The organism is Pseudomonas sp. TE50-2 (assembly GCF_040813665.1).
GTDB lineage: Bacteria > Pseudomonadota > Gammaproteobacteria > Pseudomonadales > Pseudomonadaceae > Aquipseudomonas > Aquipseudomonas soli.
Genome location: NZ_JBFNXN010000001.1, coordinates 3,136,591 through 3,152,531 on the forward strand (window position 1 = coordinate 3,136,591; position 15,941 = coordinate 3,152,531).

19 protein-coding genes are annotated in these 15,941 nt (G+C 64.6%); 6 read left to right on the forward strand and 13 right to left on the reverse strand.

Annotated elements, in window-relative coordinates; genetic code table 11:
* Nucleotides 1-129: 129 nt before the first annotated feature.
* The gene (locus AAHK21_RS14280) at nucleotides 130-1,617 is read right to left on the reverse strand and encodes a YifB family Mg chelatase-like AAA ATPase (protein WP_367857570.1); all 1,488 of its coding nucleotides are present in this window, start codon (nucleotides 1,615-1,617) and stop codon (nucleotides 130-132) included.
* A 199-nt stretch (nucleotides 1,618-1,816) separates the two neighbouring features.
* On the opposite strand from AAHK21_RS14280, the gene AAHK21_RS14285 reads away from it, so the two are divergent.
* On the forward strand, nucleotides 1,817-2,083 hold the full coding sequence (locus AAHK21_RS14285) for a type II toxin-antitoxin system RelB/DinJ family antitoxin (protein ID WP_046853667.1): 267 nt from the start codon (nucleotides 1,817-1,819) through the stop codon (nucleotides 2,081-2,083).
* A 9-nt stretch (nucleotides 2,084-2,092) separates the two neighbouring features.
* On the opposite strand, the gene AAHK21_RS14290 is transcribed toward AAHK21_RS14285, so the two are convergent.
* The 6 genes from AAHK21_RS14290 to AAHK21_RS14315 all read right to left on the reverse strand — a co-directional run bounded on the left by AAHK21_RS14290 (nucleotide 2,093) and on the right by AAHK21_RS14315 (nucleotide 7,505).
* Nucleotides 2,093-2,365: a type II toxin-antitoxin system YafQ family toxin gene (locus AAHK21_RS14290; RefSeq protein ID WP_367857571.1), complete on the reverse strand. Its 273-nt coding sequence runs from the start codon at nucleotides 2,363-2,365 to the stop codon at nucleotides 2,093-2,095.
* Nucleotides 2,366-2,509: 144 nt separating this feature from the next.
* Nucleotides 2,510-2,890 (reverse strand): DUF2493 domain-containing protein, encoded by a 381-nt coding sequence (locus AAHK21_RS14295; protein ID WP_367857572.1) that lies wholly within the window; start codon nucleotides 2,888-2,890, stop codon nucleotides 2,510-2,512.
* A 10-nt stretch (nucleotides 2,891-2,900) separates the two neighbouring features.
* The gene (mgtA, locus tag AAHK21_RS14300) at nucleotides 2,901-5,612 is read right to left on the reverse strand and encodes a magnesium-translocating P-type ATPase (protein ID WP_367857573.1); all 2,712 of its coding nucleotides are present in this window, start codon (nucleotides 5,610-5,612) and stop codon (nucleotides 2,901-2,903) included.
* Between the two features lie 802 nt (nucleotides 5,613-6,414).
* Nucleotides 6,415-6,843 carry a molybdopterin-binding protein gene (locus tag AAHK21_RS14305; RefSeq protein ID WP_031316465.1) on the reverse strand — a complete coding sequence of 143 codons (429 nt, stop codon included), beginning with the start codon at nucleotides 6,841-6,843 and terminating at the stop codon, nucleotides 6,415-6,417.
* A gap of 41 nt (nucleotides 6,844-6,884) precedes the next feature.
* On the reverse strand, nucleotides 6,885-7,238 hold the full coding sequence (locus AAHK21_RS14310) for a gamma-glutamylcyclotransferase family protein (protein ID WP_367857574.1): 354 nt from the start codon (nucleotides 7,236-7,238) through the stop codon (nucleotides 6,885-6,887).
* Nucleotides 7,239-7,241: 3 nt separating this feature from the next.
* Nucleotides 7,242-7,505, reverse strand: a complete 264-nt coding sequence (locus tag AAHK21_RS14315) for an accessory factor UbiK family protein (protein ID WP_217867848.1) — start codon at nucleotides 7,503-7,505, stop codon at nucleotides 7,242-7,244.
* Between the two features lie 406 nt (nucleotides 7,506-7,911).
* On the opposite strand from AAHK21_RS14315, the gene glnK reads away from it, so the two are divergent.
* The 3 genes from glnK to sutA all read left to right on the forward strand — a co-directional run bounded on the left by glnK (nucleotide 7,912) and on the right by sutA (nucleotide 10,392).
* Complete coding sequence (glnK, locus tag AAHK21_RS14320; RefSeq protein WP_002555808.1) at nucleotides 7,912-8,250, forward strand: P-II family nitrogen regulator; 339 nt, start codon at nucleotides 7,912-7,914, stop codon at nucleotides 8,248-8,250.
* 47 nt (nucleotides 8,251-8,297) lie between these two features.
* Entirely contained in the window at nucleotides 8,298-9,632 is a 1,335-nt protein-coding gene (locus AAHK21_RS14325; protein ID WP_367857575.1) for an ammonium transporter, read from the forward strand.
* 430 nt (nucleotides 9,633-10,062) lie between these two features.
* Nucleotides 10,063-10,392 carry a transcriptional regulator SutA gene (gene sutA / locus AAHK21_RS14330; protein WP_023632536.1) on the forward strand — a complete coding sequence of 110 codons (330 nt, stop codon included), beginning with the start codon at nucleotides 10,063-10,065 and terminating at the stop codon, nucleotides 10,390-10,392.
* 61 nt (nucleotides 10,393-10,453) lie between these two features.
* On the opposite strand, the gene AAHK21_RS14335 is transcribed toward sutA, so the two are convergent.
* The 6 genes from AAHK21_RS14335 to AAHK21_RS14360 are packed head-to-tail and all read right to left on the reverse strand — an operon-like array spanning nucleotide 10,454 to nucleotide 15,067.
* Nucleotides 10,454-11,149 carry an HAD family hydrolase gene (locus AAHK21_RS14335; RefSeq protein WP_046853674.1) on the reverse strand — a complete coding sequence of 232 codons (696 nt, stop codon included), beginning with the start codon at nucleotides 11,147-11,149 and terminating at the stop codon, nucleotides 10,454-10,456.
* Complete coding sequence (gene xerC, locus AAHK21_RS14340) at nucleotides 11,146-12,045, reverse strand: tyrosine recombinase XerC (protein ID WP_367857576.1); 900 nt, start codon at nucleotides 12,043-12,045, stop codon at nucleotides 11,146-11,148. Before xerC ends, AAHK21_RS14335 begins: the two co-directional genes overlap by 4 nt.
* Nucleotides 12,045-12,755, reverse strand: a complete 711-nt coding sequence (locus AAHK21_RS14345) for a DUF484 family protein (protein WP_046853676.1) — start codon at nucleotides 12,753-12,755, stop codon at nucleotides 12,045-12,047. Before AAHK21_RS14345 ends, xerC begins: the two co-directional genes overlap by 1 nt.
* 13 nt (nucleotides 12,756-12,768) lie before the next feature.
* On the reverse strand, nucleotides 12,769-13,599 hold the full coding sequence (dapF, locus tag AAHK21_RS14350; RefSeq protein ID WP_023632258.1) for a diaminopimelate epimerase: 831 nt from the start codon (nucleotides 13,597-13,599) through the stop codon (nucleotides 12,769-12,771).
* A gap of 4 nt (nucleotides 13,600-13,603) precedes the next feature.
* Nucleotides 13,604-14,851 (reverse strand): diaminopimelate decarboxylase, encoded by a 1,248-nt coding sequence (lysA, locus tag AAHK21_RS14355; protein WP_367857577.1) that lies wholly within the window; start codon nucleotides 14,849-14,851, stop codon nucleotides 13,604-13,606.
* Between the two features lie 9 nt (nucleotides 14,852-14,860).
* A complete protein-coding gene (locus AAHK21_RS14360; RefSeq protein WP_367857578.1) occupies nucleotides 14,861-15,067 on the reverse strand; it encodes a lipoprotein in 207 nt (68 codons plus the stop codon).
* 207 nt (nucleotides 15,068-15,274) lie between these two features.
* On the opposite strand from AAHK21_RS14360, the gene cyaY reads away from it, so the two are divergent.
* Nucleotides 15,275-15,607 (forward strand): iron donor protein CyaY, encoded by a 333-nt coding sequence (cyaY, locus tag AAHK21_RS14365; RefSeq protein WP_023630903.1) that lies wholly within the window; start codon nucleotides 15,275-15,277, stop codon nucleotides 15,605-15,607.
* Between the two features lies 1 nt (nucleotide 15,608).
* Complete coding sequence (locus AAHK21_RS14370; RefSeq protein WP_046853678.1) at nucleotides 15,609-15,827, forward strand: DUF1289 domain-containing protein; 219 nt, start codon at nucleotides 15,609-15,611, stop codon at nucleotides 15,825-15,827.
* Nucleotides 15,828-15,941 lie beyond the last annotated feature (114 nt).

Genomic DNA, 15,941 nt, shown 5'->3' on the forward strand with positions numbered 1-15,941 from the left:
TGAGATGAATAATGCGCGCAAATATTTAGCGCGCAAAATATATTCCCGCTATGACGCTGATTGAGTGGGTCTGTCGAAGGGGCTCAGCCTTGATGCAGCGGGTGATTGCGCGGAAACCGCCGTAAAAGATCAGGCGCTGGGCCGGTACTGCAGTGCCTCCGCCAGGTGCGACCTGGCGATGGACTGCGCGCCCTCCAGGTCCGCCAGGGTGCGGGCCACCTTCAGCAACCGGTGCGCTGCCCGCAACGAGAGCGTCAGCCGTTCGCAGGCCTGCTCCAGCCAGGCCTGGTCGACCGGCTCCAGCGGGCAGTGCCGGCGCAGCCCCTTGAGGTCGAGGAAGGCATTGGCGCAGCCCTGCCGGCGCTGCTGCAGCTCCCGTGCCTCGGCCACCCGCTGGCCAACACTGGCGCTGGTCTCGCCGCTGGGCTGGTGGGTCAGCACGGTGCTTTCCCGGGCCACCGTCAGGTGCAGGTCGATGCGGTCGAGCAGGGGGCCGGACAACTTGTTGCGGTAGCGCTGGATCTGCTCGCTACTGCACCGGCAACGACCGGTGGGGTCGCCCAGGTAGCCGCAGGGACAGGGGTTCATGGCCGCCACCAGTTGAAAGCGCGCCGGGAAGCGCACCCGGTCCTTGGCCCGGGCCACCACGATCTCGCCGGACTCCAGCGGCTCGCGCAGCACCTCCAGCACGCGCCGTTCAAATTCGGGCAGTTCATCGAGGAACAGCACGCCATGGTGCGCCAGGGTGATCTCGCCGGGTTGCGGCCGGCTGCCACCCCCCACCAGCGCCGGGCCTGAGGCTGAGTGGTGGGGGTGGCGGAACGGCCGCTGTGGCCAGCAATCGAGCGGGGCATGGCCGCTGACCGAGCGGATCGCCGCCACCTCCAGTGCCTCGCGCTCGTCCAGCGGCGGCAGCAGCCCGGGCAGGCGGCTGGCGAGCAGGGTCTTGCCGGTGCCCGGCGGGCCGGAGAACAACAGGTTGTGCGCGCCAGCTGCGGCGACCAGCAGCGCCCGCTTGGCAGCGATCTGGCCTTGTACTTCGCTGAGGTCCGGGTAGGGGCGTTGCTCAAGCAACAGGCCATTCGCGGCGTAGGGTGACAATGCCGGTTGCGCATTCAGGTGGGCTACCAGTTCCCGCAGGTGCCCCACCGCGTATACCACCAGGCCGCTGGCCAGGCTCGCCTCTTCGGCGTTTTCCTTGGGTACTACCAGCGCCCGACCCGCGTCTCGCGCCGCCAGTGCCGCAGGCAGTACGCCCTGTACCGGACGCAACGTACCCGACAGCGCCAGCTCACCCAGGCATTCGATGCCGTCGAGGGCGGCAACCGGTACCTGGCCGTTGGCGGCCAGGATGCCCAGGGCGATGGCCAGGTCGTAGCGGCCACCGTCCTTGGGCAGGTCGGCCGGGGCGAGGCTCTGGGTGATGCGCCGGGCCGGGTAGTCCAGCCCGGAGTTGACGATGGCGCTGCGTACCCGGTCCTTGCTCTCCTTGACCGTGGTCTCCGGCAGACCGACCAGGGTGAGCGTGGGCAGGCCGTTGGCCAGATGGGTTTCGACGCTGACGGCGGGTGCTTGCACCCCCACCTGGGCGCGGCTGTGGACGAGGGCGAGGGACATTAGGGCTCCGTGTTTGCAGGTGATTGGCCGCCTCCTGCGGCCCGGCAAAGCTTAGTGGTCCTCCTGTGCAGGTGGACGAGAAGAGTGCGTCGAGGTTTTTCCGGGTGAGCCCGATTTTCTGACGGCTGTATCTGGACGGGGCCACATTGAGGTCTAGAATGTGGTCACAACGTAGCTACAAAGTGTTTGAGGTGGATCCATGGCCCATACCGAAGTCGTTCGCACACGCATCGATAGTGAATTGAAGACCAACGCGACAAGAATCCTGGAGGAAATGGGCATCACCGTTTCCCAAGCCATCCGCATGATGCTGGTCCAGGTTGTACAGACCAAGGCGTTGCCTTTCGAAGTGAAGGCCTTGACGTTGAATGAGCGAGCCCGCCAGGTAATGGAAGTCCAGGACCGTGAGCGTACGGTGCAGGTGCATGACAACGCTGAGGCGTTGTTCAAGGAATTGGGTATCTGAACCAAGGGTCTATTCGAACAGGTAGCTGTGCGGGCCGGTCTGTTCCAAGGTGATGGTTCCGGCCTCGATGTCGCATCGGTAGATCAGCCACCAGTCATGACTGAGGAGGCAGCACCAGCGACCGGGCGCCCCCACCAGTTGGCCATCGCAGTGCCTGGATGGCAGCGGGAGCTGCTTTTCCAGGCGTCGCACGACATCCTTGAAGGCGGCAAGGTCTGCTCCTCTGTTCAGTTGCCACCGGAAGTCGGCGCGAAATTGCTCGGTGGTCTGGATTTTGAACACTGGGGCCTCCCGCCGGTTTGCGACGGGAGTATTGGCAGGGGCTGGTACTCCGGATTCGCTTGAAAGCCGCAGCCTGCGGCCAGCCAGAGCTTAGTGGTGTTCCCTGCCTGTTGGCCGCAAAGAGTGCGTCGAATTTTGTCCGGCCTAGCCCTCGGGACTGTGGGCGCTCGCCGTCCGTGGCTGCCTGCCGCAGATCACCGGAATCCCCGAACCCCGCGCCCGTGCCAGCAGCTCCTCGGTATCGTCGCCGCCCGGCAACGCCAGCACCAGGTCGGGCCGGCTGTCGCGCAGCATGAAGACGTTGCGCAGGCGCTCGGCCAGCTTGCCGTGCAACTGCCAGTTGGGCGGATAGCGCACGATGTCGGCGCCCTGTTCGCGGGCCCAACCTTCGATTTCGCCGCCCAGGTGCTGGCTGCCGCCGTGGATCAGCACCCGGATCGGTTGCTGGCGCTGGAGGGCGTCCAGCGCCTGGCGGCAGCGTTGGTTGTCGGCGTAGTTGCGCCCTGCGCAGATCAGTACGCGCATGCCCACCCCCTCAGAACCACTGGCCGAAGCGGCGGATGTACAGGGTCTTCATGCCCTGGGCCACCAGGCAGTAGCCGAGCAGGGTAGCGGCCAGCCATGGGAAGTATTCCCACGGCAGCGGCACCAGCCCGACCATCGCCCCCAGTGGCGAGAACGGGATGTAGATGCCCAGGCACATCACCAGGCCGGTGGCCAGGATCACCGGCAGCGCTGCGGTGCTCTGGAAGAACGGCACCTTGCGGGTGCGCAGCATGTGCACCACCAGGGTTTGCGACAGCAACCCCTCGATGAACCAGCCGGACTGGAACAACGCCTGCATTTCCACGCTGTTGGCGGCGAACACGTACCACATCAGGGCAAAGGTGGTGATGTCGAAGATCGACGAGGTTGGGCCGATCCATAGCATGAAGCGACCGATGTTGCGGGCATCCCACTTGCGTGGCTCGCGCAGGAATTCCTTGTCCATGCGATCCCACGGCAGCGACAGCTGGGAGAAGTCGTACATCAGGTTCTGCAGCAGCAGGTGGATCGCCAGCATCGGCATGAACGGGATGAACGCGCTGGCCACCAGCACCGAGAACACGTTGCCGAAGTTCGAGCTGGCGGTCATGCACAGGTACTTCATGATGTTGCCGAAGGTTTCGCGGCCCTTGAGCACGCCTTCCTCCAGCACCATCAGGCTCTTTTCCAGGAGGATGATGTCGGCCGATTCCTTGGCGATGTCGGTGCCGCTGTCCACCGAGATGCCCACGTCGGCATCGCGCAACGCCGGGGCGTCGTTGATCCCGTCACCGAGGAAGCCCACGGTGTGGCCGTTGGCTTGCAGCGCCTTGAGTACCCGCGACTTCTGCAGCGGAGTGAGCTTGGCGAACACCGTGCGCTCTTCGACCAGCCCCTTGAGCTGGATATCGTCCAGGCGTTCGATATCCTGCCCGAGCAGCGGCTGGCCGGGCTCCAGGCCCACTTCGCGGCAGACCTTGCAGGTGACCACCGGGTTGTCGCCGGTCAGCACCTTCACCTTCACGCCCATCTCGCGCAGGGCAGCGATGGCCGGGCCGGCGGTTTCCTTGGGCGGGTCGAGGAAGGTCAGGAAGCCACGGATCACCAGCTCGCGTTCGTCATCGGTGTGGTACTGAGGCTTGCCGTCGGCGGCCGGGATGTCACGGGTGCCGACCAGCAGCACGCGGAAACCTTCCTGGTTGTAGGTGCTGGCGGTGGCCAGCAGTTGCTGGCGTCGCCCGGCATCCAGAGCGATCCGCTGGCCGCCTTCTTCCACATGGGTGGCGATGGCCAGCATTTCCTCGACGGCGCCCTTGCTCACCAGCAGGTGGTCGCCCAAGGCATCCTTGACGATCACCGACAGGCGGCGGCGGATGAAGTCGAAGGGCAGTTCGTCGACCTTGGCGTAGGCATAGGGTGGCTGGAAGCCCTGGTCTTCGCCGGCAAAGCGCAGCACGGCCTGGTCCATCAGGTTTTTCACGCCGCTCTGGTGGTGGCTGTTGAGCCAGGCCAGCTCCAGCAGGCGCGGGTCCTTGTGGCCGCTGGGGTCGACGTGGTGTTCGAGGATGATGCGGTCCTGGGTCAGGGTACCGGTCTTGTCGGTGCACAGGACATCCATCGAGCCGAAGTTCTGAATGGCGTTCAGGCGCTTGACCACCACCTTGCGCCGGGCCATGGCCACGGCACCTTTGGCCAGGTTGGCGCTGACGATCATTGGCAGCATCTCCGGGGTCAGGCCCACGGCAACGGCCAGGGCGAACAGGAAGGCATCGCTCCAGTCGCCCTTGACCACGCCGTTGAGCATGAACACCACCGGCACCATCACCAGCATGAAGCGGATCAACAGGCGGCTGACGCTGTTCACGCCACGGTCGAAGGCGGTCTGGCTGCGCGAGCCGACGATGGCCTTGGCCAGCGAACCGAAGTAGGTGCGCTTGCCGGTGGCCACCACCACGGCGCGGGCGCGGCCGCTGACCACGTTGGTGCCCATGAAGCCGATGTTGGGCAGGTCGAGCAGGCCGCTTTCATCGCTTGCGCTGCCTCCGGCGGACTTCTGCGCGACGTGGCCGAGGGTGTCGTACTTTTCCACCGGCAGTGCTTCACCGGTCAGTACCGCCTGGCTGATGAAAAGGTCGCGGGACTCGATCAGGCGGATATCGGCGGGGATCATGTCGCCGGCCGCCAGTTGCACGATATCGCCGGCCACCAGCTCGTTCATCGGCACTTCGCGCAAGCGCGCCGGCTGGTCGTGGCGCTCGCGGCGCAGCACGGTGGCGGTGGTGCGGACCATGGCCTTGAGGGCGTCGGCGGCCTTGCCCGAACGGTACTCCTGCCAGAAGCGCAGCAGGCTGCTGAGGCTGACCATGGTCATGATGATGATGACCTTGGTCAGGTCCGCTTCTTCCATGTCGCCTGCGCGTACCGGCAGCCAGTAGTCGGTGACGAAGCTGATGCCGGCGAGGGTGAGCAGCACGTAGATGAAGGGGTTGTGCAAGGCCTTGAGCAATTGCACCAGGGCCGGTTGCGGCTTGTCATGGGCGACTTGGTTGGCGCCGTCGCGCTGCAGGCGCTTGGCGGCTTCGTGCTCGGTCAGGCCCAGTTCGCTGGCATCGAGGTTGGCCAGGGTCACGGCCAGGCCGTTGCGTGCCTCGCGGGCGGCGCGCATGGACAGGCGGGTGTCTTCGCCAGCTTTGCTGCGGGTGTTGCGGTCTTTTACGGTCATTTGGCTGTGCTCCTGCCGCAGGAGGCGGCACGACACACAGTCGACTCACGGTGGGGAAGGTGAGTGAACGTGTCCCGTGTCGCAATGATTCAAACAATGAAAAACGTGGTTTTTCCGACGTTTACGTGTTCGCTGGCGAATGCCGGAAATAAGATCGGCAGCGAACTTTCTACTGGCTGATTCCATGGTCGGTTAATTCCATTTGTTAAGTGGCGGGCAATAGAAATCCAACGAACTTTAATTACTTAAAGTTCGGAAGTTTCTGACGATTTAAATGGCGTCAGTTCAGCGAACGGACAGCATCGCGCGCGTCACTGCAGGCAGCAACGGGCGCGCTATCGACTGGGCGGTTTCAGGGGCGAGGACAAGCCCCAGCCGCGAACAGGACGGTACGGGGCCTTGTGCGCAAAGGCGCGCAGGCGAGGGGTAGCGATATCGAGGTTCATGAGCTTGCCTCCGACCGGGCGGGCACCCGAGGCGGCAAGCTACGGCGGAGCATCAGGCTCTGGCGCGGCTTGCCCGACCTAGGGGCGGGCCCGGAGTTCCGGTTCAAGTGCCTGGCGGCCAAGAGCTGCCAGACAGCGACTAGATACTGTGTCCATTGAATTCTTCGTGAGTTGAAATAAAGGCCCGCTTTTCGGGGCGGGTGAACTTTATGCAAAGCATAGCGGGGAAGTCAACCGGGAAGGCGTAACTTAAACAAGTTTCATCTGCTGGGAGGGGAATTAATCCAATGTGCCGCGCGATTAGCATCGCGGTGCAATCCCGCTTCTACCTGGACAAGGTAGAAGCGGGCATTCGATCAGGGCTTGGCACCCAGGATGATGTGCGAGGCCTTGATCAGCGCGGTGGCCTTCACACCCGGCTTCAGGCCAAGTTCCTGCACCGCTTCACGGGTGACGATGGCATACACCTCGGTGCCGCCGGACAGCTTCAGCACCACCTCGGCATTCACCGCGCCGTCGCCGACCCGCAGCACTTCGCCTTCGAGGCTGTTGCGCGCCGACAGCCTGTAGCCAGCGGCATCGGTCATCAGCACCACCCACGGTGCCTTGACCAGCGCCACGGCCTGCTTGCCGACGTTGATGTTGAGGTTGTGCAGGCTGGCCATGGTGACCACCGCCACCAGTTTCTCGCCGCCGCCGAGGGTCAGCTCGACCTCTGCATTCACCGCGCCAGGCTGGACGGCGCTGACGGTACCTTCGAAGACATTGCGGGCACTGACTTTCATGGGGAAGCACTCCGTGTGATCAATCACCACGCCCGAGGCATTCAGGCGCGTACGTAAACCCAGGCGGTCAGCCCCGAGGCGAGGCCGACGGCGATACGCTTGTAGTCCGACACTTCGTAGCGGTCGGCGGCGGCCAGCTCTTGTTCGCTGATCTGGAAGACCATGCCAGCGACGCTGTCTTCGGCCCGCTCACTGGGGGAGACGATGGGGTGGTGGCTCTTGCCGCTGGTGGCCAGCACTTCGGGATCGGTGATCTGCACCCAGTCCTGGCGATAGCCCGGCATACGGTCGGCCTGGCCGGCCAGTTCACGGCCGAAGTTGGCCAGTTGCACGGCCTTGTCCTGCAAGGTGCCGTAGGAGAACAGCAATACCGGGTAATCGCTGGACGGTTGCATGGCTTATTCCTGAGCGGGTGGGGCGATCCGTGCTTCCAGCTCGGCGAATTGCTGCTCGAGGGCTTCGAGACGGGCGCGGGTGCGGGCCAGCACCACCATCTGGCTGTCGAACTCCTCGCGGCTGACCAGGTCGAGCTTGCTGAAGGCACCCTGCATCAGCACCTTGAACTGGCTTTCCAGTTCGGCGCGGGGCGCGGCGGTGTCGCCGCTGAACAGGCGCGAGGCCTGGTCGCTCAGGGCATCGAGGAAGGCTTTGGGCGCAAGCATGTCTGGTATCCGCTGATCACTGAAAGGGCAGCAGTGTAGCACGGGGCTTTTGCCCGCTTGCCCTGCACGCTTTTCGCGCAGGGCGGCCAAAGGTCGCGCACCGATTTTGTGCACTTTTTCGCTGCTGGCAACTGGCCAATCCCCACCGATTCACGCAACTCACTGTTTTCTAGCTCGTTGTATGAACTGGCAAGGTTTCTGCAAAGACCCGAGTGAGCCATGCACTGATGCAGTCCCTTGTGACCAGGCAGTGCGCAGGCGAAGCCGCAAGGTCCTTCGTCACAGGCGGATCGTGTGTCGGCGGGGAGAATGGAGCCGACGACGCGTTACAAAGCCAGGCGCTGCGCTTAGACTTGAGACGGGTTTGTTTTCCTGGGGCAAGTCCATCAAATCGGGAGAGAGTTTCATGAAGCTAGTCACTGCCATCATCAAGCCGTTCAAGCTGGACGACGTGCGCGAGTCGCTGTCGGAAATCGGCGTGCAGGGCATCACCGTGACCGAGGTCAAAGGCTTCGGCCGGCAGAAGGGTCACACCGAGCTGTATCGCGGCGCTGAATACGTGGTCGATTTCCTGCCCAAGGTGAAGATCGATGTCGCCATCGACGACAAGGACCTCGATCGGGTGATCGAAGCCATCACCAAGGCAGCCAACACCGGCAAGATCGGCGACGGCAAGATCTTCGTGGTCAATCTGGAGCAGGCGATCCGCATCCGTACCGGCGAAACCGATACCGACGCGATCTAAGCGCCAAGCAAAGCCTCACCAAACCCAACGCCCCAGGAGAAAACAACATGACTCTGCGCAAGATCGCAGGGCTAGGAGCCCTATTGTCCCTCGTAATGCCAGGGCTGGCCCTGGCCGAGGAAACTGCCGCCCCCGTGCTGAACTCCGGCGACACCGCCTGGATGCTCACCGCGACGGCACTGGTCCTGTTCATGACCATCCCGGGCCTGGCCCTGTTCTACGGCGGCATGGTGCGCTCGAAGAACGTGCTGTCGGTGATGATGCAGTGCTTCGCCATCACCGGCCTGATCAGCATCCTCTGGGTCATCTACGGCTACAGCCTGGCTTTCGATACCGCCGGTATGGAAAAGGGCGTGCTCAACTTCAATTCCTTCATCGGTGGCTTCTCCAAGGCCTTCCTCAGCGGCGTCACGCCGTCGGGCCTGACCTCGGGCACCGCGCTGTTCCCCGAGGCAGTGTTCATCACCTTCCAGATGACCTTCGCCATCATCACCCCGGCGCTGATCGTCGGTGCCTTCGCCGAACGCATGAAGTTCTCGGCGATGCTGATCTTCATGGGCGTGTGGTTCACCCTGGTCTATGCGCCGATCGCGCACATGGTCTGGAGCGGTGACGGCGCGCTGATGTGGGACTGGGGCGTGCTGGACTTCGCCGGCGGCACCGTGGTGCACATCAACGCCGGTATCGCCGGCCTGGTCTGCTGCCTGGTGCTGGGCAAGCGCAAGGGCTACCCGACCACGCCGATGGCCCCGCACAACCTGGGCTACACCCTGATGGGCGCGGCCATGCTGTGGATCGGCTGGTTCGGCTTCAACGCAGGTTCCGCCGCCGCCGCCAACGGCACTGCCGGGATGGCCATGCTGGTGACCCAGATCGCCACCGCCGCCGCGGCCTTGGGCTGGATGTTCGCCGAGTGGATCTTCCACGGCAAGCCAAGCGCACTGGGCATCGCCTCGGGCGTAGTCGCCGGTCTGGTCGCCATCACCCCTGCCGCGGGTACCGTCGGCCCGATGGGCGCCCTGGTGATCGGCCTGGTGTCCGGCGTGGTCTGCTACTTCTGCGCCACCAGCCTCAAGCGCAAGCTGGGCTATGACGACTCCCTCGACGCCTTCGGCGTGCACGGTATCGGCGGGATCATCGGCGCCCTGCTCACCGGTGTGTTCGCGGCGCCTGCCCTGGGCGGCTTCGGTGCGGTAACCGACATCGCCGCACAGTTCTGGATCCAGGCCAAGGGTGTGATCTTCACCGTGGTCTACACCGCCATCGTCACCTACGTGATCCTCAAGGTCCTGGACCTGGTGATGGGTCTGCGGGTCAGCGAAGAAGAAGAGTCGGTCGGCCTCGACCTGGCTCAGCACAACGAGCGCGGCTATAACCTGTAACCGCCATGCTGGAAAACTTGCCCGGTTCGCCGGGCATTTTTTTGCCTGTAGTTTGCCGATTCGCGCCGGGCAAACGGTTTCTCTGTCCTGATCGCGACGTAGGTAGAAAACTTACAAGTCATTGGGCGTTTCTGGTGCTTTGCTTTTTCTGCGAGCGCGCTAGAATGCGCGCCGAAGGGGCCGGACGAGTAGTCCACACACTTCGCTACCCTTTGCTAGGCTTGCCAATAGCCTGTGGCCAGCAAGGGTTCAAAGGATTTTGTCAGGCCTTGCCAGGAGCAAGGCCTGCAGGGTGCCAGGCCCCCCATGAGGGGGTGGACACCCAGGGCAGTGGCCAATCCACGGCCAGTTGAATTTTCACTGGTGGCTGCCGGTCTACGGCTGCACCGGTCTATAACTAACCTGCTTTTCGCAAGTCATGAGGTAGAACATGAGCGACGACGATCTGGAAAATGATGACCTCGAAGTAGGCGACGAAGACGAGGCTGATGATGGCCTGGAAGCTGCGGCCGACGATGGCGCGGAAGATGCCGGCGATGACGACAGCAGCCCGGCACCCGCTGCCAAGGGCAAGTCCAAGGCGGCTGTCTCGGTAGACGAGATGCCGAGCATGGAAGCCAAGCAGAAAGAGCGCGACGCGCTGGCCAAGGCGATGGAAGAGTTCCTTTCGCGCGGCGGCAAGGTGCAGGAAGTGGAGGCCAACGTGGTCGCCGATCCGCCCAAGAAGCCGGACAACAAGTACGGCAGCCGCCCTATCTGAGTGGCTGAACGCAAAGAAGCCCGCCGTCGCTGCGGGCTTTTTTGTGGGCGCCGACTGTCAGTCAGCGCCAGCGCGCGAGCACGTCTGGCAACTGCGACAAACGCTGGATCTCCGCATCCGGCGCCTGTTCGCCGCTCCAAGGCTTGTGCTGCGGGTTGAACCACACCGCCCGCAGCCCGGCGCGCTGGGCGCCGGCGATGTCATCACCCGGATGGTCGCCGACGTGCACCGCCGCCCCTGCGTCCACCTCGCCGCGCTTCAGCGCTTCGAGGAACGGTGCCGGGTCCGGCTTGCCGATACCCAGGTCCTCTGCGCACAGGGCGAAGCGGAAGTAGTCCGCCAGGCCGAGCCTGCGCACGTCGGCATTGCCGTTGGTGACCACGCCGAGGGTGTAGTGATGGCGCAGGATCTCCAGCACCGGCTGCACCTCTGGGAACACCTCGACCTGGTGCCGCGCATGCAGGAACACCTCGAAACCTTCGTTGGCGAGTTCCTGGGCGTGTTTCTCGCTGTAGCCGACCTCTTCCAGGGCGTGGAACAGCACCCTCCGGCGCAGGGCGCTGATACGGTGCTTGAGGCCCGGCTCGGCCTGTACCAGGCGCTCGCGGATGGCGAACAGGTGCTCGACCGGCACGCCACCGAGAATCGGCGCGTTGGCTTCGAGCCAGTCGCGCAGGACGACTTCGGCGCTGGCGATGACCGGTGCGGTATCCCAGAGGGTGTCGTCGAGGTCGAAGGTGATCAGCTTGATGCTCATGAGTCCGTGTCCTTGCTGCGTTTGGCCCGGGGGTGGGCGCTGTCGTACACCGTGGCCAGGTGCTGGAAGTCCAGGTGGGTGTAGATCTGCGTAGTGCTGATGTCGGCGTGGCCGAGCATCTCCTGCACCGCGCGCAGGTCCTGGGACGACTCCAGCAGGTGGCTGGCGAAGGAATGGCGAAGCATGTGCGGGTGCAGGTGCTGGCCGAGCTCGCGCTCGCCGGCGGCCTTGACGCGCAGCTGGATGGCCCGGGGGCCGAGGCGCTTGCCCTGGCGGCTGAGGAACACCGCAGAGTCCCGCGGGCCGGCGATGCCGCGCAGCTTGAGCCACGCCTGCATCGCCTCGCGAGCCTTGCGGCCGACCGGCAATACGCGGCTCTTGCCGCCCTTGCCTTGCACCTGAACCAGCCCGGCGGTCAGGTCCAGCTGTTCGAGGTCGAGCCCGGTCAGCTCCGAAAGGCGCAGGCCGGACGAGTAGAACAGTTCGAGGATCGCCTGGTCACGGCGGGCAATGAATTCGTCGTCGACGCCGCCATCGAGCAGCTGCAGGGCGCGGTCGGTGTCCAGCACCTTGGGCAGGCGCCGCTCACCCTTGGGTGGCGCCAGGCCATTGGCCGGGTCGTGCTGGCAATGGCCTTCGCGGTTGAGGTAGCGGTACAGCCCGCGCACCGCCGAGAGCAGGCGCGCCAGGCTGCGCGAGGACTGGCCGTGATGGTGCTGGCGGGCAACGAGCTGACGCAGTTGCTGGACCTGCAGGGCCGCCCAGCCGGTGATGCCCTGGGCGTTGCAGAATTCGATGACCTTCTCGAGGTCACGGCGGTAGGCCAGCAGGGTGTGCTCGGACACCTGGCGCTCATTGCGCAGGTGTGCGCAATAAGCCTCCAGCTGGCGTTCCATCAGCGCACCGAGCGTAGTGTCTGGGTGAAGCGCGGCACCACACGGCCGAGCACTTCGGCGATGTAGCTGAGGAACAGGGTGCCGACGCTGCTTTTGTAGTGCTGCGGGTCGCGGCTGCCGATTGCCAGCACGCCATGCAGGCCCTGGTACTCCAGGGTGGCCACGGCGCTGGAGCCGACTTCCTTGTGCTGATCGTTGCCGAACAGGAACGCCAGCTCGTGCTCGCGCAGGCTGCCGCTGATGGTCTTGCCGCCGCCGATCAGGCCGCCGATGGCCTGCTGCGCCTCGGCCCCGGAAACCCAACGCCCCACGGGCGCCGCGTTCTCGCCGAACAGGATCAGGCTGACGAAGGGCACCTGGAACTCCTGGCGCAGGCTGTCCTCGACCGCCATCACCACCTCTTCCAGGGTACTGGCGTCGAGCAGGTCGAGGATCAGCCGGCGGGTCTTGTCGAACAGCCGGTCGTTGTCGCGGGCCACGTCCATCAGTTGCGACAGGCGATGGCGCATCTCGATGTTGCGGTCGCGCAGCAGCTTGAGCTGGCGCTCCACCAGCGACACGCTGTCGCCGCGCTGGTGAGGAATGCGCTGTTCGACCAGCAGTTCGTCATGCTCGGCGAAAAAGGTCGGATGGGCGCGCAGGTAGGCGACCACCGCTTCGGCATCGAGCTCACTGGCCTGCGGGGATGCAACGTTAGGCTGATCGGTCATGGCGGATACTCGCTTAGAGACGAACTTGTCCTTCGAACACACGAACGGCAGGGCCGGTCATCAGTACCGGCTTGCCGGGGCCGGCCCACTCGATGCTCAGGCGCCCGCCCGGCAGGTCGATGGTTACCGGTGAGTCCATCCAGCCTTGGCTGATCGCCGCCACGGCGGCGGCGCAGGCGCCTGTGCCGCAGGCCTGGGTCTCGCCCGCGCCACGCTCCCATACGCGCAGGTTGGCGCGGTGGCGGTCGACTACCTGGATGAAGCCGGCATTGACCCGCTGCGGAAAGCGCGGGTGATGCTCGATCTTCGGGCCCAGCTCATGGACCGGCGCGCTGCGCACATCGTCCACGCGCAGCACCGAATGCGGGTTGCCCATGGACACCGCAGCGATCTGGTGCACCTGGCCGTCGACTTCGAGTGCATAGCTGGTCGCCTGCTCATCGGCGATGAACGGGACCTCGGCCGGCGTGAAGCGTGGCGGGCCCATGTCGACGCAGATCTGCCCGTCGTTGCGCACATCGAGGACGATGATGCCGCCCTTGGTCTCGACGCGAATGCGCTTCTTCGCGGTCAGGCGCTTGTCCAGGACGAAACGGGCGAAGCAGCGCGCGCCGTTGCCGCACTGTTCGACCTCGGAGCCGTCGGCGTTGAAGATACGGTAGCGGAAGTCGACATCCGGATTGTTCGGCGCCTCGACGATCAGCAACTGGTCGAAGCCGATGCCGGTGTTGCGGTCACCCCATTGCTTGGCGTGCTTGGGTTGGATGTGTGCGTGCTGGCTGACCAGGTCGAGGACCATGAAGTCGTTGCCCAGCCCGTGCATCTTGGTAAAGCGCAGCAGCATGGGTTCACTCCGGCAGCAGGCTTTCGCCGGCGAACAGTTCGGTGACGGTCTCGCGGCGACGCACTTCGAAGGCCTGGTCGCCATCGACCAGCACCTCGGCGCAGCGGCCACGGGTGTTGTAGTTGGAGCTCATGACGAAACCATAGGCGCCCGCGGAGCGCACGGCCAGCAGGTCGCCCTCGGTCAGGTCCAGCACGCGGTCCTTGCCCAGGAAGTCGCCGGTCTCGCAGATCGGGCCGACCAGGTCGTAGGCCCGACCTTCGCCTTCGCGGGGCTTGACCGCGCTGACGTCCATCCAGGCCTGGTACAGGGCCGGGCGAATCAGGTCGTTCATCGCCGCGTCGATGATGGCGAAGTCCTTGTGCTCGGTGTGCTTGAGGTACTCCACGCGGGTCAGCAGCACACCGCCGTTGGCGACGATGTAGCGGCCCGGCTCGAACACCAGGGCCAGGTCGCGGCTGCCGACGCGCTCGCGGATGGCCTTGATGTAGTCGGCCAGCTCCGGGGGCTGCTCGTCGCGATAGCGCACGCCGACACCGCCACCCAGGTCGAGGTGACGCAGGTGGATGCCGCACTCGGCCAGGCGGTCGACCAACACCAGCAGGCGGTCGAGGGCATCGAGGAACGGCTCTACGGTGGTCAGCTGCGAGCCGATATGGCAGTCGACGCCGACCACGTCGAGGTTCGGTAACTGCGCGGCGCGCACGTAGATGGCCTCGGCGTTGGCAATGGCGATGCCGAACTTGTTTTCCTTGAGGCCCGTGGAGATGTACGGGTGGGTACCGGCGTCGACGTCCGGGTTCACGCGCAGCGACACCGGCGCGACCTTGCCCATCTCGGCGGCCACCACCTGCAGGCGCTCGAGCTCGTCGGTGGACTCGACGTTGAAGCAGTGCACGCCCACTTCCAGGGCGCGGCGCATGTCTTCACGGGTCTTGCCGACCCCGGAGAACACCACGCGATCGGCGCGGCCGCCGGCGGCCAGCACGCGTTCCAGTTCACCACCGGAGACGATGTCGAAGCCCGCGCCCAGGCGCGCCAGCAGGTTCAGCACGCCCAGGTTGGAGTTGGCCTTGACCGCGAAGCAGACCAAGTGATCCACCCCGTGCAAGGCATCGGTGTAGCTGCGGTACTGCGCCTCGATATGGGCACGCGAGTACACGTAGGTGGGCGTGCCGAAGCGTTCGGCGATCGCCGACAGGGCCACCCCTTCCGCGAACAGCTCACCGCCGCGGTAGTTGAATGCATCCATGGGATTTCCTTACTGCACGGGCGACTCTTCAGGCTGCTCTTGCTGCTGCTCCAGCACCGGCTGAGGCTGGACAGGCTTGGCATGCTGGTGCGACTTGCGCGGGCCTTTGCCGTCCTTGCCGTCTTCCGGCAGGTACAGGGGGCCTTTCTGACCGCAGGCCGAAACCAGGCAAGCAACCGCGACCACTGCCGCGAGGGAGGAAATCAGGCGTTTCATGGGTGAAATCCTTGGAAATATGCAGTATTGCGGCCGAGTATACCGAGCGACCACCTGATTGCCTATGCAAGGGGCGCCCCCGCTCGGCGGGCGTAGGCGACCGAAGGACATGCGGCTTTTTCTTACAGCTATTAGCTTGTAGCTTGAAGCTTTCGCCCTTATCGTGCCCGGCTTGCGTGTGTACAGCCATTTTTCGAGGTCCCTGCAATGAGTTTGAGCGAAGCGCGTTTCCACGACCTGGTCGACGCGACCCAACAGGCCCTGGAAGACCTGTTCGATGAAAGCGGCATGGACCTGGACATGGAAAATTCCGCCGGCGTCCTGACCATCAAGTTCGACAACGGCAGCCAGCTGATCTTCAGCCGCCAGGAGCCCCTGCGCCAACTGTGGCTGGCGGACAAGTCCGGTGGTTTCCACTTCGACTATGACCAAGAGAGCGGCAAGTGGGTGTGCGAGAAGAGCGAAGAGCTGCTCGGCGAGATGCTCGAGCGCATCGTCTGGGAGCGGGCCGGCGAGAAGCTGGACTTCGACGAGATCTGAAATGAGCGAACAGCCCAGGCCGCCCAAGCCGCTCTACAGCAATGTAAGTCCGGCGGTGCCGTCACCTTGTATCAGCATATGTCGGCTGGATGAGCGCAAGGTGTGCACCGGTTGCCACCGCCACGTCGAGCATATCCGTGAGTGGCGTGCGGCCGATGACGAACGGCGCCGGCAGATCTGCCGCGAGGCGCTGGCCCTGAAAGCAGGGGCCCAGGCATAGCCACAACGGCGGTGTGGGCTTGAGTATTTGCCCCGCTGTGGTAGTGTCAGGGTCTGCGTCGGTGACGCCAAGCATTTCACAAACCCCGCCCTTGGGCGGGGTTTTGCTTTATCT

What these genes read in the sequence shown, in the direction of transcription:
- AAHK21_RS14280 (WP_367857570.1), bottom strand. Translation starts at nt 1,617, where the DNA reads ATGTCCCTCGCCCTCGTCCACAGCCGCGCCCAGGTGGGGGTGCAAGCA.
- AAHK21_RS14285 (WP_046853667.1), top strand. Translation starts at nt 1,817, where the DNA reads ATGGCCCATACCGAAGTCGTTCGCACACGCATCGATAGTGAATTGAAG.
- AAHK21_RS14295 (WP_367857572.1), bottom strand. Translation starts at nt 2,890, where the DNA reads ATGCGCGTACTGATCTGCGCAGGGCGCAACTACGCCGACAACCAACGC.
- mgtA (WP_367857573.1), bottom strand. Translation starts at nt 5,612, where the DNA reads ATGACCGTAAAAGACCGCAACACCCGCAGCAAAGCTGGCGAAGACACC.
- AAHK21_RS14305 (WP_031316465.1), bottom strand. Translation starts at nt 6,843, where the DNA reads ATGAAAGTCAGTGCCCGCAATGTCTTCGAAGGTACCGTCAGCGCCGTC.
- AAHK21_RS14310 (WP_367857574.1), bottom strand. Translation starts at nt 7,238, where the DNA reads ATGCAACCGTCCAGCGATTACCCGGTATTGCTGTTCTCCTACGGCACC.
- AAHK21_RS14315 (WP_217867848.1), bottom strand. Translation starts at nt 7,505, where the DNA reads ATGCTTGCGCCCAAAGCCTTCCTCGATGCCCTGAGCGACCAGGCCTCG.
- glnK (WP_002555808.1), top strand. Translation starts at nt 7,912, where the DNA reads ATGAAGCTAGTCACTGCCATCATCAAGCCGTTCAAGCTGGACGACGTG.
- AAHK21_RS14325 (WP_367857575.1), top strand. Translation starts at nt 8,298, where the DNA reads ATGACTCTGCGCAAGATCGCAGGGCTAGGAGCCCTATTGTCCCTCGTA.
- sutA (WP_023632536.1), top strand. Translation starts at nt 10,063, where the DNA reads ATGAGCGACGACGATCTGGAAAATGATGACCTCGAAGTAGGCGACGAA.
- AAHK21_RS14335 (WP_046853674.1), bottom strand. Translation starts at nt 11,149, where the DNA reads ATGAGCATCAAGCTGATCACCTTCGACCTCGACGACACCCTCTGGGAT.
- xerC (WP_367857576.1), bottom strand. Translation starts at nt 12,045, where the DNA reads ATGGAACGCCAGCTGGAGGCTTATTGCGCACACCTGCGCAATGAGCGC.
- AAHK21_RS14345 (WP_046853676.1), bottom strand. Translation starts at nt 12,755, where the DNA reads ATGACCGATCAGCCTAACGTTGCATCCCCGCAGGCCAGTGAGCTCGAT.
- dapF (WP_023632258.1), bottom strand. Translation starts at nt 13,599, where the DNA reads ATGCTGCTGCGCTTTACCAAGATGCACGGGCTGGGCAACGACTTCATG.
- lysA (WP_367857577.1), bottom strand. Translation starts at nt 14,851, where the DNA reads ATGGATGCATTCAACTACCGCGGCGGTGAGCTGTTCGCGGAAGGGGTG.
- AAHK21_RS14360 (WP_367857578.1), bottom strand. Translation starts at nt 15,067, where the DNA reads ATGAAACGCCTGATTTCCTCCCTCGCGGCAGTGGTCGCGGTTGCTTGC.
- cyaY (WP_023630903.1), top strand. Translation starts at nt 15,275, where the DNA reads ATGAGTTTGAGCGAAGCGCGTTTCCACGACCTGGTCGACGCGACCCAA.
- AAHK21_RS14370 (WP_046853678.1), top strand. Translation starts at nt 15,609, where the DNA reads ATGAGCGAACAGCCCAGGCCGCCCAAGCCGCTCTACAGCAATGTAAGT.